The sequence below is a fragment of the Bacillus paranthracis genome (assembly GCF_024296885.1).
In the GTDB taxonomy this organism is placed as follows: Bacteria; Bacillota; Bacilli; order Bacillales; family Bacillaceae_G; genus Bacillus_A; species Bacillus_A paranthracis.
Genome location: NZ_CP101135.1, coordinates 3,762,141 through 3,778,097, shown reverse-complemented (window position 1 = coordinate 3,778,097; position 15,957 = coordinate 3,762,141). Strand labels below are relative to the sequence as shown.

Here is a 15,957-nt window from a genome sequence, read left to right as displayed (position 1 = left end):
AAAGCGATTTTTATTATATGCAAAAAGTGATTGTATATATTTTCAATATTAAAGCAATATTGTTACAAAAAACAACTATTTTGTATAATAGTAATAGAATGTGTTTTAGAAATTTGATAATGAAAGAGTGAGAAGTTTGAAAGAAATATTAAAACAGCAATATGCCATTATAGATATTGGATCTAATACAATGCGTTTAGTTATTTATGAAAAGCAAAACGGAGGTTTTTATAAAGAGATTGAAAATACGAAAGTGGTTGCACGGTTAAGGAATTACTTAGTCGATGGTGTGTTGATTGAAGAAGGAATAGAGGTATTGTTACAAACATTATTTCAATTTCAAGAAAGTACACGATTCCATCAGTTGCGCCATGTACTTTGTGTTGCAACAGCAACAATTAGGCAGGCTGAGAATCAAGAGGAAATTAAAAAACTTGTTGAAGGACAAACAGACTTTACTCTTAGAGTATTATCAGAATATGAAGAAGCACGTTACGGCTATTTAGCAGTTATGAATTCAACTTCGTTCTCTGAAGGAATTACAGTAGATATTGGTGGAGGAAGTACGGAAGTTACATACTTTCGAAATAGAGAGATTTTAGAGTATCATAGCTTTCCTTTTGGAGCACTTTCTTTAAAGCAGTTTATTAAAGAGGACATACCTACTGAAGAAGAGTTGGAAAAGATTCGAACGTACTTAGAATATCAATTTCGAACATTACCATGGTTAATTGATAAGAAGTTGCCTCTTATTGCAATTGGTGGTAGTGCGAGGAACTTAGTGAAAATTCATCAAAATTTAATTTGTTATCCTATAGCAGGGGTACATTTATATAAGATGAAAGAAGAAGATATTAAAAATGTGAAAGAAGAATTAGAAGCATTGTCGTTCATAGAACTTCAAAAATTGGAAGGATTGGCAAAAGATCGAGCAGATACAATTGTTCCAGCAGTCGAAGTATTTCATACGCTTGTTAATGTTATAGAGGCGCCATCATTTGTATTAAGTAGAAAAGGATTACGAGAAGGTGTTTTCTATGAAGAGTTGACAAAAGATTTGGGGATTTCATATTATCCGAACGTGGTCGAAGAAAGTTTGTATTTATTATCACATGAATATGAAATGGATATGGAATTTGTAATGCAGCTTATTAAACATGGAAGATTGATTTGTCAACAACTTGAACAAACAGGGCTGATTTCTATGTCAGTAAAAGACTGGGAAGTATTCCATCAAGCAGCGAAAGTATTTAATATAGGCAAATATATAGACGAAGAAGCGAGCCGCTTACATACGTTTTATTTATTAGCGAATAAAACAATTGATGGTATGATGCACAAAGAGCGAGTAAGATTAGCGCTTATTGCGTCTTATAAATCAAAAATGTTATTCAAACAACATTTGTCACCATTTGAAGGATGGTTTGATAAAAATGAACAAAAGAAAATTCGCCTTTTAGGGGCTGTTTTACAATTTTCAGCAGCTTTAAATATAAGACAAAGATCGCTTGTTGAATCAATATCTATAACAGAAAGTAAAGAAGGATTAACATTTGAAATTGTATGTGAACAATCGGCGTTAGCGGAAAAAGTGCAAGCTGAAAAGCAGAAGAAACAGCTAGAAAGAGTATTGAAAACAAATATTACCTTATTATTTAAATTAAAGCATTGAGTTGTACGGATGTCTTTACAAAAAATTTACACTTTATAATATTGTAATTTGCTAAAATGAAAGTAACTAAATTATAGTAAAAAAGTTTCAAGGGGAAGTGTGAAGAGAATGGAATTATCGAAGGGGAATATAGTAAATTTAAATGATACAGCTTATTACAACAATCGAGAGTTAAGTTGGTTAGCATTTAATGAACGTGTACTACAAGAAGCACAAGATGAAACGAATCCACTCTTAGAAAGATTAAAGTTTATTAGCATTTTTAGCTCAAATTTAGATGAATTCTTTATGGTACGCGTGGCAGGATTGAAGGATCAAGTGAGTGCTGGTTTTAACCAACCAGAAAATAAGGCCGGCTTAACACCAAAAAAGCAACTAAATAAAATTGCGATAAAAGCACATGAATTAATGACCGTACAGTATGGTACGTTTAAAAATTATGTGTTGCCAGCGCTGGAGTTAGAGGGGATTGAGCGTTTAACATTCCATGATTTGACGAAAGAACAGAGAGAATTTATAGAAGAGTATTTTGATGAACAAATTTTCCCAGTCTTAACACCTGTGGCTATCGATGCATATCGTCCATTTCCGATGTTATTAAATAAAAGTTTAAATTTAGCTACTCTTTTATATGATGAGAAACAAGTGGAAGAAGAAAACCGCACGAAGTTAGGAATTGTACAAGTTCCTTCACTACTGGAACGTTTCATATTTTTACCGAGTGAAGGACAAAAGCATAAATTTATTTTATTAGAAGACGTAATTAGTAGTTTTACTCATAAATTATTTACAGGATATAAAGTATCATCTGTTACTCGTTTCCGTATTACACGCAATGCGGATTTAACAATTCACGAAGAAGGTGCGAGAGATTTATTAAAGGTAATTGAAAAAGAATTAAAAAAGCGTAAGTGGGGAGCTGCTGTACGTTTAGAAGTTGGCAAAGAGCATATTGATGAAAGAGTATTAGCATTATTATATGAGGTGTTGGAAGTAAAGGATGAAGATGTGTATATAATGGATGGACCGTTAGATTTAACATGTCTATTTTCTTTATATAAAAAACTAGCTCCTTTATATGAGCATCTAGTATATCCGGCTCTTATTCCGCAACGGCCTCAAGACTTAGGGGATGCAGAAGATGTATTTGAAAAAGCGATTGAGCATGATATTTTATTACATCATCCCTTTGAATCGTTTCAGCCAGTAGTTGATTTTATTCGTGATGCGGCAGACGATCCGAATGTACTTGCAATTAAACAAACATTATATCGAGTAAGTGGGGATTCGCCGATTATTCAGGCGCTAAAGGTAGCGGCTGAAAAAGGGAAGCAAGTGACAGTATTAGTTGAATTAAAGGCAAGATTTGATGAAGAAAATAATGTGCATTGGGCTAAAGAATTAGAACAGGCGGGATGTCATGTTATTTACGGTGTAAGTCATTTGAAAACACATAGTAAAATTACACTAGTTGTAAGAAGAAAAAACGGAAAAATCGAAAGGTTCGTACATCTTGGGACCGGAAATTACAATGATGCAACCGCAAAGCTATATACCGATTTTGGCTATATTACATCGCGAAAAGACTTTGGGGTCGATGCAACAAATTTCTTTAATTATTTGAGTGGTTATACAACAAAACCGCATTTTCATCATTTATCGGTTGCGCCATTTGATATAAGAGAGCAATTTATGGATTTAATAGATGAAGAAATTCGTTATCATAGGCAATATGGAAATGGATATATCATTGCTAAAATGAATTCATTAACTGATAAACCACTCATTAAAAAAATGTATGAAGCATCACAAGCTGGAGTAAAGGTAGAGCTCATCGTTCGAGGAACATGTTGCCTACGACCTGGTATTCCAAATGTAAGTGAAAATATTCGGGTAGTTAGTGTTGTTGGGAGATATTTAGAACATAGTCGAATTTATTATTTCCATCATAATGGGGAAGAGAAAATATACTTATCTTCAGCTGACTGGATGACGCGGAATATGGAGAAGCGAGTAGAAATATCCTTCCCGATATTAGATATTGAAATGAAGGCGAGAATTAAGGCGATTTTACAGCTTACTTTAGCTGATAATGTGAAAACACGTGAACAAAATAAAGACGGTGACTATTATTATGTTATTAATAATGGGGCAGAAGAGATTGATAGCCAATTGAAGTTATTTAAGATGGCGTATCAAAACACAGATGCCGAATAATGAGAACAAAGTAAAAAACCTCTTTTTTAAGAGGTTTTTTACTTTGTTCTCTACTTATTATAAAGGATGCGTAGAGAGAATACTTTTTATTATAAGCATGTTAATGGATTATGAATCGGTTAAGAGAGGGAATAACATTGGTAGAATTGTTGCGGTACATTAATAATAGTATGGCTGTTGACAAGGTCCACCATAACAAGGGTAAGGTGCTGGCGGTGGGAAAGGTGGTGGATATGGTGGGTAATACGGTCTAGGACCGAAAGCTAATGCTCCGCCAAGCAGTCCACCAGCAATACCAGCTAGAAATGGGACGCCAAAAAACGGAAAGAAGCGTGAGTCGCCTACTGGACCAATAGGTGCTGAACGGACTGGGATTGGTTGATAATATGGATACATGAACAAACCTCCTTTATTGGACTCACTTTTATCATATGGTAAATGAAACGTGGATGAGCGCGTACAAGAAAGGATATGTAAGAAAATAGGCGAATGATTATAAATGTTGGAGCGTGAAAATCGTAATTTCAGGTTTTGACATAAATCGGAAGGGGACACGAGTTCTTCCGAGGCCTCGGTTGACATAGAGAGCTAAATCTTGGATCGTATAGAAACCTTCTACATAGTTTTTAGCAAGTGCTGGGGTAATAATAGCGCCCAAAAAAGGAATTTGTACTTGTCCGCCATGGCTATGACCAGAAAGCTGTAAGTTAACTGGATAGTTAGCGATTTGCGGTGCAATATCTGGTTCGTGAACAAGAACAATGTTATAAATGTTTTTCCGAGCGCGCTGTAGTGTCTCCTTTATTTTGGGTTTGCCTAATAGTATATCATCAAGACCGAAAATTGAAATTTCACTATTATCCAGTAGACGGATTCTCTTTTCGCTGTTTAGTAACAGTTCAAATCCAGATTCACGCATGATGTGTTCGTAGTATTCCGTTCCATATCCGCCGTGATCATGGTTACCATAAATAGAAAATTTACCGAAGGGTGCTTGTATATTTTTTAAAATAGATGCAACGAAAGGAGTGTCAGTATATGTTTGATAGTTATCAATGAGATCACCAGTAAAAAGAACAATGTCGGGTTTTACAGCATTAATTTTAGAAACGATTTTAGATAAATGGTGGAGAGAGAAATAGTATCCGAGATGTAAATCGCTAAATTGAAGAATCTTCATACCATGAAAACTTTTTGGTATGAGTTGTGATTTCAGTGTATGTTCTGTAAAAGAGAGTAGATGAGGCTCAATATATTTAGCATAATAGTATCCGATGCTAGTCGTTATAAATGAATATAGACAAGTTCGCATTCCAGTTTTTAAAAAATCTCTTCTTGTAATTTTCTTCATAAAAATATGAGTATACCTATTTGACTTATATCATATATGTTCGTTCTATTTACAGGTTACTCAAACCTCCTTTTCAGTTTATTTGAAATATATTTTAAATAATAAAAAAGTAGTATTGATTACGAAAAAACGAATGAAAAGAAATCTCTTTACGTTAAAATATCAGAAAAGTTTAAAAATATAAAGATTTCTATTAAATAAAATGATAAAATGAATGTATATTCATTTTTTGGAGGGGATATATATGAAAGAAAAAGTAGTTATTATAACAGGTGGATCGAGCGGAATGGGAAAAGGAATGGCGACTCGTTTTGCAAAAGAAGGGGCACGAGTTGTTATTACAGGACGTACAAAGGAAAAACTAGAGGAAACAAAATTGGAAATTGAACAATTTCCAGGACAAATATTACCGGTACAAATGGATGTAAGAAATACGGATGATATTCAGAAAATGATTGAACAGATTGATGAGAAGTTTGGACGAATTGATATTTTAATAAATAATGCAGCTGGAAACTTTATTTGTCCAGCAGAAGATTTATCCGTGAACGGCTGGAATTCGGTTATTAATATTGTGTTAAACGGTACATTTTACTGTAGCCAGGCTGTCGGAAAATATTGGATTGAAAAAGGTATAAAAGGAAATATCATTAACATGGTAGCAACATATGCGTGGGATGCAGGTCCGGGAGTTATTCATTCGGCTGCAGCGAAGGCTGGAGTATTAGCAATGACGAAAACACTCGCTGTTGAGTGGGGACGTAAATATGGAATCCGAGTTAACGCTATTGCGCCAGGACCAATTGAACGTACGGGCGGTGCTGATAAATTATGGATTTCAGAAGAAATGGCTAAGCGTACGATACAAAGTGTTCCGCTTGGAAGACTGGGTACGCCAGAAGAAATTGCAGGTCTAGCTTATTATTTATGTTCAGATGAAGCTGCGTACATAAATGGAACTTGTATGACAATGGATGGAGGACAACATTTACATCAATATCCATTTTAAAAGGGATAAGGAAAATGTGACGGAATTGTGACATATGAAAGAAAAGTGTTTACAAGAGGTCATATATACGTTATATTTAAGACCTCTTTTTTCTTCATAGTAGAATTGCTAATTCCCCTTAGCATTTTACCCCTCTAATCCCTTCAGGAAAACTGAAGGGATTTTTTATTATTTTTCCGTAAATATCATGTTATAATTTTTGAAAAGTAAAGGGAGGGAAGCACGTTGATAGATGCATTAGATGTAATGAGTAACTTGGATAAAGTCCTTCCTTATTATCAAGCAATTTTTAGTGCTGATGAACATACTGTAATTGGATATGAAGTAGTAGGGCGTATTCAAACAGAAGAGGGCATACAAAGTTTAGCTTCTTTCTTTCATGATGACTCTATTCCAAGTGAGTTTCAACTAGAAGCGGATAACATTATAGTAGAAAAAGCTTTAAATCGTTATTTAGAAAGTGATCAAAAACTATTATTATTTATACATCGAAATGCTAACGTATTAATGAACGATGATGATGAAAGTTTGCTTCAACTTTTATTGATGTATGAAAAACAAGGTTTAAATTTGAAAAACATTGTTTTAGAGATTACAGAACATGAATGTAAAGAAGATATAGAGCAATTTAATCATTTGCTTATGTATTATCGTACATATGGTATTCAAATTTCGATTAATAAAGTCGGAACAGGTACAAGTAATTTAGAACGTATTAGCGTGTTAGCACCTGATATTTTAAAAGTAGATTTAACAAATTTAAGGCAAACTGCACTTTTACAATCTTATCAAGATATTTTATATTCTTTATCATTACTTGCTAGAAGAATTGGTGCGACATTGTTATATGAAGAAATAGATGCTTTTTATCAATTACAATATGCATGGAAAAACGGTGGTAGGTACTATCAAGGGAATTATTTGAAAGAATGCTTACCTGATTTTATTGAAACGAACGTTTTGAAAGAACGACTTGGTAATGAGTGTCATCAATTTATTCAACATGAGAAGAAAAAACTACAAAAGATTTATAATTTAACAGAAATGTTACGTGATCGAATTGGCGATGTTTTAGCCAAACAGAAAAAGAATGAAGATATAAATGATTGGTTATTACAATTTAGCCAAAGTGTATCACAATGTAGTTTTCGTATATTTATTTGTAACGAAGATGGTTTCCAACAATCAGGAAACGTTATGAAAAAAGATGGGGAATGGATTGTGATGCCGGAGTATTATATGAAGAACTGGAGTTGGCGCCCGTATTTTCTAGAGAATATTATGAAAATGCGTTTTGAGAATAAGGCAAGACTTTCAGATTTATATGCTGATATTGAAACCGGTGAGATGGTACGAACATTTTCTTTCCCGATTGATGATGAAAACTTTTTATTTATAGATTTATCGTATGAATATTTATATGAAGAAGATGTTTTATTTTAATGCACGAAGAGATTCGTGCATTTTTTGTTTGTTTTTATCATAAATTGGTAATAGTGAAAATGGTGCCGAAAATGCTGTCTATCGTTGTAAAGATTTTACGAACGAAACCAGCCCTTTCTTTGCATAATCATTGTTACAATGAATACTACAAAGACAAGTTTTCTTAAAAGGAAGGTGAAAAAATGAGAAAATATGGAATATGGTTAGTTCTATTTGTATGCGTTGCCTTTCTAGTTGGTTATAGTGTTACAACTGTTTTAGGAAAAGAGGAAGTGAAAGTCGATCGGAAAGAAGTGTTTGTAACGATACAAAAAGGCTATGAAAGCCAATTTTCAATTCGTGGGAAGCGTTTGCCGATGAATAAGATGATAGAAACGTTATCACCATATTTTACAGAGAATTTCCTTCAAGTATTTACAGATGAAAATAGTAGAAGTGATAAACAAAGTGGTGAATATTTACTTCCAGCAAAAGAAGCGCCATTTTCTTTTAATTCAGAAACGAAAATGTCATATGATGAAGAGCATAAAATTTTATATGTTTATGAGCGGGCGAAAAGTGGGCAATATCAAATTGTAACATTGCAAAGAGATCAAGGGAAATGGAAATTGGCCGGATATCATGAAAGTCAAGAACTTTTAACTGAAATAAAAAGGTTACAACAATTATAAAGTGAAACTTTAATTAATAGGGGGCACACCCCGTTGAATATTAACCCGCCACAATCGGATGTATACTTCCAAAATATAGCGGGATAAGAATAGGAATAGGTCTTTACCTATTCCTATTCTATATTAAGTAGTTGTTGTAATTTTTCAATTTGAAAACCAGCAACGACTTCTCCGTCAATTACAACCGTTGGAGTTGAATAAGAATCATAGTCATATAAAAGACGATTGCGTGCAGCAGCGTCTTTTTTTACGTCAAATTCTTCATATACAACGTTATTATGCTTTAAAAATTCTTTCACAATGACACATGGCGGACAATCAGGTTGTGTGTAAACCTCAATTTTTTTCATTGCAATTCCTCCTTTTTACTGTTTTTTATTATATTCTTCCAGTATAAAAATCGCAATAAAGAAGGGAAAAGATGTTCTTTCTGTTTTTTCCTTCGTATTTCGACAAATTTTTAGTTGAGTTTCTGGCCAATAACCTTTATCCTAGAGTGTGGAACATTTTTTCTGTTATGACGGATAGAATGAGTATAGCTGTAAAACCTATTGGTAGGAAGATCAGAGAAAGGAGAGATTTCATGTCTCTACTCCAAGGAATTTTAACTCGACTTGTTAGTCTACAAGAACAAGCTGAAAGCGGTGAAGTAGCACAACGCTATTTTGAAGTGAACGGTGAGCGCAAATGTAGCGTGAAATTTTTCGATAAAAGTGAAATGTATGAGTTAGAAGTGTATCAACAAGGTGAAAAACCTCAAGTGTATCAATTCGATAATATCGACATGGTTGCAATTGAGATTTACGATATCATTTCTTGATACATATAAAAAAGGTGTTGCCATAGGGCAACACCTTTTTTAGTTCTATTACTTTTAGTATATATGTATAAGGATTTTTCATTTTTCCTACAATGGTAATAAAGTGAAAGTGTAATTAGTAGGGTTTCTTCGTCCTATACAGCTTATTATCCATCACCAATTGAGGACGGATAGTAAATAGCGGGATGAAAATAGTGAGGAGGTGTGTTATATGGAACGTTTACCAGTTGTGATTTGTCCTAATTGTCACAATTCTGCTGAGATTATTCATGTACTAACGGCTCAATCGAATCAAAACGTAATTTATACGTGCCAAGTTTGCCATTATGTAATTCGGAATATTGAAACGAATAAAGGGTAGGGAGTTATAATTTTTGTTTTTGTCCCATACAATGAGAATACGAAAAGTCTGTCTAATTGAAAGGACGTGACTATGTGGCCGGTGAACATAAATTTTATAATGTTTCAGAGAGACATTTAAATTTTGATATGGTCTTTACCCGTATTTGTAACTTCATTGAAAAGGATCCGCGAAATTTATATCGTTTATCCATTGGGACAGACTCACAAGCACATCAAAAGGATACGAGGTTTATTACGGCAATTCATATTCATCGCGTTGGAAAAGGAGCCTGGGGGTGTTTACACCATCAATCAGTAAAAGATAAGCCAGAAACTTTACGTGAGAAAATATATTTAGAGACGCAGTTTAGTCAAGAAATTGCATGCCTATTTACTCCAAATCATATACAAACAATATGGGATTTATTGCATCCATATGCTCAAGATGGGGCTGGTTTTATAATGGAGATTCACTTAGATATCGGAAATGATGGTTTAACAAAAGAATTTATTCTAGATATGACAGCGAAAATTCAAGCGATGGGATTAACTGCAAAAATTAAGCCAGATGCTTATGCGGCGTTTAGTTATGCAAATCGATATACGAAATAAAAACAATTTATATATTTCTTTCACTAAAAACTGAATATTACATCTATTAAATAGGCTGAAAATTTTATATAATAATGGTAACGATGCGAGTATAAGGAGAGGGGTATATGAAAAGGGAATTTGTTTTAACGGAAGAAGAGGAAAGTTTGTTACTAGATATTTTATTTCAGCAAAATTATGCGAGTGAAATTTTAGCTGTGGAACTTACAGATATCGAGAATGGTTTAAAAAAGACAGACGTGATGCAATATAAAAAAATCACAAGGTTATTTTACAGATTAAAAAATAAAGGGTATTAAGCGCTACCGGAATGGTAGTCTTTTTTTTGTGTTATATGCTAAAATAGCTGTGTAATTTTGTTTTTTACTGAAAGAATGTAAGGACAAAATAATAATATGAAAACGCTGTCATAAAATGTGAATAGAGCCGGTGATTATAAGCAGGAAAAAGGGAAAATGGGGGATGTAATATGATTAGTATTCCAAAAGACGAGTTTCAACAAATTTTTGTAAAAGATTTAATGATTTCATCAGAAAAAGTAGCACACGTTCAAATAGGGAATGGTTTAGAGCATGCTTTACTCGTACTTGTGAAATCTGGATATTCGGCGATACCTGTTTTGGACCCGACTTACAAATTGCACGGGTTAATTAGTACTGCTATGATTTTAGACGGTATGTTAGGGCTAGAACGCATTGAGTTTGAAAGACTTGACGAAATGAAAGTAGAGCAGGTAATGAAGAAAGATATTCCGGTTCTTAAGTTAGAAGATTCGTTTGCAAAAGCATTAGAAATGACTATTGATCATCCATTTATTTGCGCTGTCAATGAAGATGGGTATTTTGAGGGGATTTTAACACGTCGAGCGATTTTAAAATTGTTGAATAAAAAAGTAAGGCAACATAATCGATAATGTGAGAAAAGTGACTTCATAGAACCGAAGAAGTCACTTTTTTTTCGTGCATATCAGTTGTGTATGTATTATATTTAAAAAGATAAAAAATATAAGCGTATGTAGTTAAATTAAGGATGAAAAGCTTATTGAGATAAGGTGTATGGAAGCTAAGGAAAGAGGGAGAAAGTTGCAAATTGATGATTTTCAAATGATGGTTGTGTTAGCACAGGAATCAAATATGAGAAAAGCGGCGGAACGTTTATTTGTTTCACAACCTGCGCTTAGTCAACGATTACAATCTATGGAGAAACAATGGGGAATGAAGTTTTTTATTCGCTCACAAAAAGGATTGACAATTACACCTGAAGGGGAAAAAGTAGCAAATTACGCAAAAGAAATGCTACAAAGGGAAGAGGATATTAAAAGTGAGTTAGCTGTTTTTAGAACAGAAACTCACGGGACGTTAAAAATAGCTGTCGCATCAGTTATTGGTCAATATTGGCTCCCTCCTGTTTTGAAAAAGTTTGTGCATAAATATCCTTCTGTGAAAATATCGCTGTTTACTGGCTGGAGTAGTGAAGTGCAAAAGCAATTTTATGAAGGTGACGTTCATGTTGCTATATTGAGAGGAACACAAGAATATAAAGGCCAGAAGCAACAATTATTTGAAGATGAACTTTATTTAGTGGATAAAGAAATAAAAGATATTTCGATGTTAAAAGAAACAAATAGACCATTTATTCAATTTAAAAGTGATTCGACTTATTATGGACAAATACAAAATTGGTGGTATGGTTTATTTTCTAATCCCCCTAAGAGAACAATTGTCGTCGATCAAATTGAGACTTGCAAACAACTCGTTTTAAATGGTATAGGTTATGCTCTTTTACCTTCTACTGTTTTAAAAGAAGTACAGGAAAATATGTATAAAACACCTGTTCAATTAACGAGAGAAACGTGGTTATTGACGAGTGAATCAGCTAGACAATTGAAGCAAGTACAAGCATTTTTAGAAATTATAGAAGAAATTCAAATGGAAAAATAGGATTATTATCTTGCTACTCGCTCTATCGTTTGGTAGAGTAACATTATAAATGGATTTAGGAGGCAACAAGAATGAAAATGATGGACGCTAACGAAATTATTTCGTTTATTCAAAAAAGTGAAAAGAAAACTCCTGTAAAGGTATACATAAAAGGGGATTTAAAAGAAGTAACATTCCCTGAAACGGTACAAGCATTTGTAAATAAAAAGTCTGGTGTATTATTTGGAGAATGGTCTGAAATTAAGACAATTCTAGATGAAAATAGCAAGTACATTGTTGATTACGTTGTTGAAAATGACCGTCGTAATTCTGCAATTCCAATGCTTGATTTAAAAGGTATTAAAGCTCGTATTGAGCCAGGCGCGATTATTCGTGACCACGTTGAAATCGGCGACAACGCTGTTATTATGATGAATGCAACAATTAATATCGGTGCTGTAATTGGTGAAGGTTCTATGATCGACATGAACGCGGTACTTGGTGGACGTGCAACTGTTGGTAAAAACTGTCACGTAGGTGCAGGTGCAGTACTTGCAGGTGTTATTGAGCCACCTTCAGCAAAACCAGTTATCGTTGAAGACGATGTTGTAATTGGTGCTAACGTAGTTGTGTTAGAGGGAGTTACAGTAGGTAAAGGCGCAGTTGTAGCAGCAGGAGCCGTTGTAACAGAAGATGTACCTCCATATACAGTTGTTGCAGGTACTCCAGCACGTGTAATTAAAGAGATTGATGAGAAGACAAAAGCAAAAACTGAAATTAAACAAGAGCTTCGTCAATTAAACCCAGAGAAATAAAAACAAAAAAAGCGTAAGAGCATAAACAGGCTCTTACGCTTTTTATAGATAGAGGTGCAAAAATGGTAGTAAGCAAATTCGTTCAAATTCGTAGAGACTTACACAAAATACCGGAAATTGGTTTTAAAGAGTGGAAAACACAGCGGTATATTTTAGATTACATAGGAACGCTTTCGAATGAACATGTGGAAGTGAAAGTATGGAGAACGGGTGTCATTGTTAAAGTAAAGGGAAAAAATCCAGAAAAAGTTATAGGTTATCGCGCAGATATAGACGGTTTACCAATTACAGAGGAAACTGGATATGAGTTCGCTTCTGTTCATGAAGGAATGATGCATGCATGTGGACATGACTTACATACGACAATCGGTTTAGGCCTTCTAACAGCAGCTGTAACAGAAAGAATAGATGATGACCTTGTATTTCTATTCCAACCAGCTGAAGAAGGGCCTGGAGGGGCTCTTCCTATGTTAGAGAGTGAAGAGTTAAAAGAATGGAAGCCGAATATAATTCTCGGTCTTCATATTGCACCTGAATACCCTGTAGGAACAATTGCTACAAAAGAGGGGCTATTATTTGCAAATACATCAGAGTTATATGTTGATTTAAAGGGGAAAGGTGGACATGCAGCTTACCCTCATACTGCAAATGATATGATTGTCGCAGCTAGTCATCTTGTTACACAGCTTCAGTCCGTTATTAGTCGTAATGTAAACCCACTTGACAGTGCAGTAATTACAATCGGAAAAATAACAGGCGGTACAGTTCAAAATATCATAGCAGAAAAGTCTCGGTTAGAAGGAACGATCCGAACGTTATCAGTGGAATCAATGAGTCGTGTTAAAAGTAGGATTGAGGGAATTGTTGCAGGTATAGAAGCTTCCTTCCAATGTGAAGCGATTATTGACTACGGAGCGATGTATCATCAAGTATATAACCATGAAGCATTAACGAGAGAGTTTATGCAATTTGTAAGTGAACAAACTGATATGAAAGTAATTACATGTACTGAGGCAATGACAGGTGAAGATTTTGGTTATATGCTTCAAGAGATTCCTGGATTTATGTTTTGGCTTGGGGTAAATTCAGAATATGGTTTACATCATGCAAAATTAAAGCCAGATGAAGAGGCTATTGAGAAAGCTATCGTATTTTTAGATCAATATGTAAAGTGGAAGGGAACTAGAAAGTAAATTTGCTCGCCAACTATGTAACAATTTAAAGTGGGTATTCGTTAGTTCAAAGGTGAAAACATCTTTCATATTTGTTTTGAATACACATCGGCATACAAATGGATAAAATAATGAGCAGTGGTTTTGAGCCGCTGCTCATTATTCATTATCGCTTATTGAGAAGATGATTAGTTAACTAGCTTATATATGTTTACAATTCGTGTGGAAAGTGTGTAAAATCAAGGTGAAACGTAGAAAAAAGGGTGGGGAATTACGTGCAGATTAGCAGTGCGATTTTATGTTTTGTTTTATATGCATATGTTATTATTGCGGCGGTTTATTTTGGGATAAGTTTTTATGCCTACCGTTTAGCGAATAATAATGAATATGAAGAGACATACAACTGGGTGAAAAGGTATTTATCACCTGTACTAGAAATTATGAATGGGTTTGTTCTTTTTTTATTTATTGGATTAATTGCTTTTTCAACGAGCTTAGTAGGAAATAAGACTACATTATTTGTACTAGGTATCATTATTTTTATGCTATTAGGAATTCGTATTGGTAATACGGTATTTTGGAATGAGAGAAAAGTAGATGGTTGGACGGGAATGCTAATACCGTGTATGCTAGCTGCTATCGTGACGAATATAGAACATGAATATTATCAGTTGCATTTTTGGCTCATAATTGTTTTAACAATTCTCTCTGTGTTGTATATAAGTACTGTCGTGCTAACATATATTGCAAATGAAAAGGGAGATGTAAAAGGTACGCATTTCTTTAGAGGGCGTGCATTGTTATGGAGTGTGCCAACGATGGCGGTTATAGCAATTATTGCGATATTAGTAAATGGGTATCAATTTACGAATTGGCAACTGTTTTTAGAAAATTGGTGGATTTTCATTCTTTCGTTTATCGCTTTTTTAGGCGCAACGCATTATTTATTCCATCAACACCATTATATATTGGCATTGCTATTCGCGTTTACACAACTATTATTTGCCTTCTTCGGACAAGAAACGTTATTATTCGTTTTTGAAACGTTTAGTTCATTTGGAAACATATTTGTATTTGGTATGTTAATTTTCAGTATCGCATTTTATTTACAACAGTATTTTTATATGCAAAAACAAAAATAAAGAATGATATACAGGTTTTTGTAGCAAATCTAAAGTATGTTACAATAAAAATACATAGTATTCGATGTTATTGGAGGAATTCCTGTGGGTGAAAAAGAGAAAGAATTTGCTGTCATTGGGCTTGGGCGTTTTGGTGGAAGTATTTGCCGGGAACTTGCTCAATTAGGAATGGAAGTAATGGCAATTGACTCAGATGAGGATAAAATTAATGAGTTTGCAAATATAGCTTCACATGCTGTAATTGCCGATTCAACAGATGAGATGGTATTAAAAAGTCTTGGTATTCGTAATTTTGATCATGTAGTGGTTGCTATTGGAGACAATTTAAATTCAAGTATTTTAACAACGTTAATTCTGAAAGAGTTAGGTGTAAAAAATATTACTGTAAAAGCTCAAAATGATTACCATGAAAAAGTATTAAGTAAAATAGGAGCAGATCACATTGTGCATCCAGAGCGTGATATGGGAAAAAGGATTGCTAATAATATTGCATCAAGTAATGTATTAGACTATCTTGAGCTTTCAGATGAGCATAGTATTGTAGAGATTATTGCAAATAAAAAAATCGATGGTCATTCTTTAATCGAATTAGATATTCGTGCGAAGTTTGGATTGAATATTGTAGCGATTAAACGTGGTAAAGAAGTTATTGTATCTCCTCGAGCTACGGAAAACATTCAAGCGGGAGATATATTAATTGTAATTGGTCATGACGATGAAGTAGATCGTTTCAAGCACTTTTTAAGATAAGAGAAAAGGACAATACCATAAA

The 15,957-nt window shown here is 34.0% G+C and carries 18 protein-coding genes; 15 read left to right on the top strand and 3 right to left on the bottom strand.

Annotated elements, in window-relative coordinates:
• Nucleotides 1-136: 136 nt before the first annotated feature.
• Together ppx and NLJ82_RS19385 are read left to right on the top strand one after the other, a co-directional pair.
• Nucleotides 137-1,672 (top strand): exopolyphosphatase, encoded by a 1,536-nt coding sequence (gene ppx, locus NLJ82_RS19390; protein WP_000658868.1) that lies wholly within the window; start codon nucleotides 137-139, stop codon nucleotides 1,670-1,672.
• A gap of 108 nt (nucleotides 1,673-1,780) precedes the next feature.
• The gene (locus NLJ82_RS19385) at nucleotides 1,781-3,889 is read left to right on the top strand and encodes a polyphosphate kinase (protein ID WP_000423557.1); all 2,109 of its coding nucleotides are present in this window, start codon (nucleotides 1,781-1,783) and stop codon (nucleotides 3,887-3,889) included.
• Between the two features lie 159 nt (nucleotides 3,890-4,048).
• On the opposite strand, the gene NLJ82_RS19380 is transcribed toward NLJ82_RS19385, so the two are convergent.
• Nucleotides 4,049-4,285 (bottom strand): hypothetical protein, encoded by a 237-nt coding sequence (locus NLJ82_RS19380; RefSeq protein ID WP_000283743.1) that lies wholly within the window; start codon nucleotides 4,283-4,285, stop codon nucleotides 4,049-4,051.
• A 97-nt stretch (nucleotides 4,286-4,382) separates the two neighbouring features.
• Nucleotides 4,383-5,240: a metallophosphoesterase gene (locus NLJ82_RS19375; protein WP_000724509.1), complete on the bottom strand. Its 858-nt coding sequence runs from the start codon at nucleotides 5,238-5,240 to the stop codon at nucleotides 4,383-4,385.
• 244 nt (nucleotides 5,241-5,484) lie between these two features.
• Between NLJ82_RS19375 and fadH the strand changes: the two genes are divergently transcribed.
• The 3 genes from fadH to NLJ82_RS19360 all read left to right on the top strand — a co-directional run bounded on the left by fadH (nucleotide 5,485) and on the right by NLJ82_RS19360 (nucleotide 8,363).
• Complete coding sequence (fadH, locus tag NLJ82_RS19370) at nucleotides 5,485-6,249, top strand: 2,4-dienoyl-CoA reductase (protein ID WP_000660909.1); 765 nt, start codon at nucleotides 5,485-5,487, stop codon at nucleotides 6,247-6,249.
• 225 nt (nucleotides 6,250-6,474) lie between these two features.
• Nucleotides 6,475-7,692 (top strand): EAL domain-containing protein, encoded by a 1,218-nt coding sequence (locus NLJ82_RS19365; protein WP_000564304.1) that lies wholly within the window; start codon nucleotides 6,475-6,477, stop codon nucleotides 7,690-7,692.
• A 182-nt stretch (nucleotides 7,693-7,874) separates the two neighbouring features.
• Nucleotides 7,875-8,363, top strand: a complete 489-nt coding sequence (locus NLJ82_RS19360; protein WP_001233820.1) for a DUF3993 domain-containing protein — start codon at nucleotides 7,875-7,877, stop codon at nucleotides 8,361-8,363.
• Nucleotides 8,364-8,476: 113 nt separating this feature from the next.
• Here the strand turns inward: NLJ82_RS19360 and NLJ82_RS19355 are convergent, their stop codons facing one another.
• On the bottom strand, nucleotides 8,477-8,713 hold the full coding sequence (locus NLJ82_RS19355) for a glutaredoxin family protein (RefSeq protein WP_000717880.1): 237 nt from the start codon (nucleotides 8,711-8,713) through the stop codon (nucleotides 8,477-8,479).
• 233 nt (nucleotides 8,714-8,946) lie between these two features.
• Here NLJ82_RS19355 and NLJ82_RS19350 point away from each other — a divergent pair, with 233 nt between their 5' ends.
• From NLJ82_RS19350 to NLJ82_RS19305, 10 genes are all read left to right on the top strand, one after another.
• The gene (locus NLJ82_RS19350; RefSeq protein ID WP_000055151.1) at nucleotides 8,947-9,183 is read left to right on the top strand and encodes a YkuJ family protein; all 237 of its coding nucleotides are present in this window, start codon (nucleotides 8,947-8,949) and stop codon (nucleotides 9,181-9,183) included.
• Nucleotides 9,184-9,394: 211 nt separating this feature from the next.
• On the top strand, nucleotides 9,395-9,544 hold the full coding sequence (locus NLJ82_RS19345) for a hypothetical protein (protein ID WP_000440537.1): 150 nt from the start codon (nucleotides 9,395-9,397) through the stop codon (nucleotides 9,542-9,544).
• Nucleotides 9,545-9,618: 74 nt separating this feature from the next.
• Nucleotides 9,619-10,137 carry a ribonuclease H-like YkuK family protein gene (locus NLJ82_RS19340; protein WP_000896651.1) on the top strand — a complete coding sequence of 173 codons (519 nt, stop codon included), beginning with the start codon at nucleotides 9,619-9,621 and terminating at the stop codon, nucleotides 10,135-10,137.
• A gap of 107 nt (nucleotides 10,138-10,244) precedes the next feature.
• Nucleotides 10,245-10,436, top strand: a complete 192-nt coding sequence (gene abbA, locus NLJ82_RS19335) for an antirepressor AbbA (protein WP_000817794.1) — start codon at nucleotides 10,245-10,247, stop codon at nucleotides 10,434-10,436.
• Nucleotides 10,437-10,606: 170 nt separating this feature from the next.
• Nucleotides 10,607-11,050 carry a cyclic-di-AMP-binding protein CbpB gene (cbpB, locus tag NLJ82_RS19330; protein WP_000623570.1) on the top strand — a complete coding sequence of 148 codons (444 nt, stop codon included), beginning with the start codon at nucleotides 10,607-10,609 and terminating at the stop codon, nucleotides 11,048-11,050.
• Between the two features lie 142 nt (nucleotides 11,051-11,192).
• On the top strand, nucleotides 11,193-12,077 hold the full coding sequence (gene ccpC, locus NLJ82_RS19325; RefSeq protein ID WP_001984809.1) for a transcriptional regulator CcpC: 885 nt from the start codon (nucleotides 11,193-11,195) through the stop codon (nucleotides 12,075-12,077).
• Nucleotides 12,078-12,148: 71 nt separating this feature from the next.
• Nucleotides 12,149-12,871, top strand: a complete 723-nt coding sequence (gene dapD / locus NLJ82_RS19320; RefSeq protein WP_000783248.1) for a 2,3,4,5-tetrahydropyridine-2,6-dicarboxylate N-acetyltransferase — start codon at nucleotides 12,149-12,151, stop codon at nucleotides 12,869-12,871.
• A 62-nt stretch (nucleotides 12,872-12,933) separates the two neighbouring features.
• The gene (locus NLJ82_RS19315; RefSeq protein ID WP_000261648.1) at nucleotides 12,934-14,064 is read left to right on the top strand and encodes an N-acetyldiaminopimelate deacetylase; all 1,131 of its coding nucleotides are present in this window, start codon (nucleotides 12,934-12,936) and stop codon (nucleotides 14,062-14,064) included.
• A gap of 254 nt (nucleotides 14,065-14,318) precedes the next feature.
• Nucleotides 14,319-15,185: a hypothetical protein gene (locus NLJ82_RS19310; protein WP_001167310.1), complete on the top strand. Its 867-nt coding sequence runs from the start codon at nucleotides 14,319-14,321 to the stop codon at nucleotides 15,183-15,185.
• Nucleotides 15,186-15,269: 84 nt separating this feature from the next.
• On the top strand, nucleotides 15,270-15,935 hold the full coding sequence (locus NLJ82_RS19305; protein WP_000504032.1) for a potassium channel family protein: 666 nt from the start codon (nucleotides 15,270-15,272) through the stop codon (nucleotides 15,933-15,935).
• The last annotated feature ends 22 nt before the right edge of the window (nucleotides 15,936-15,957 follow it).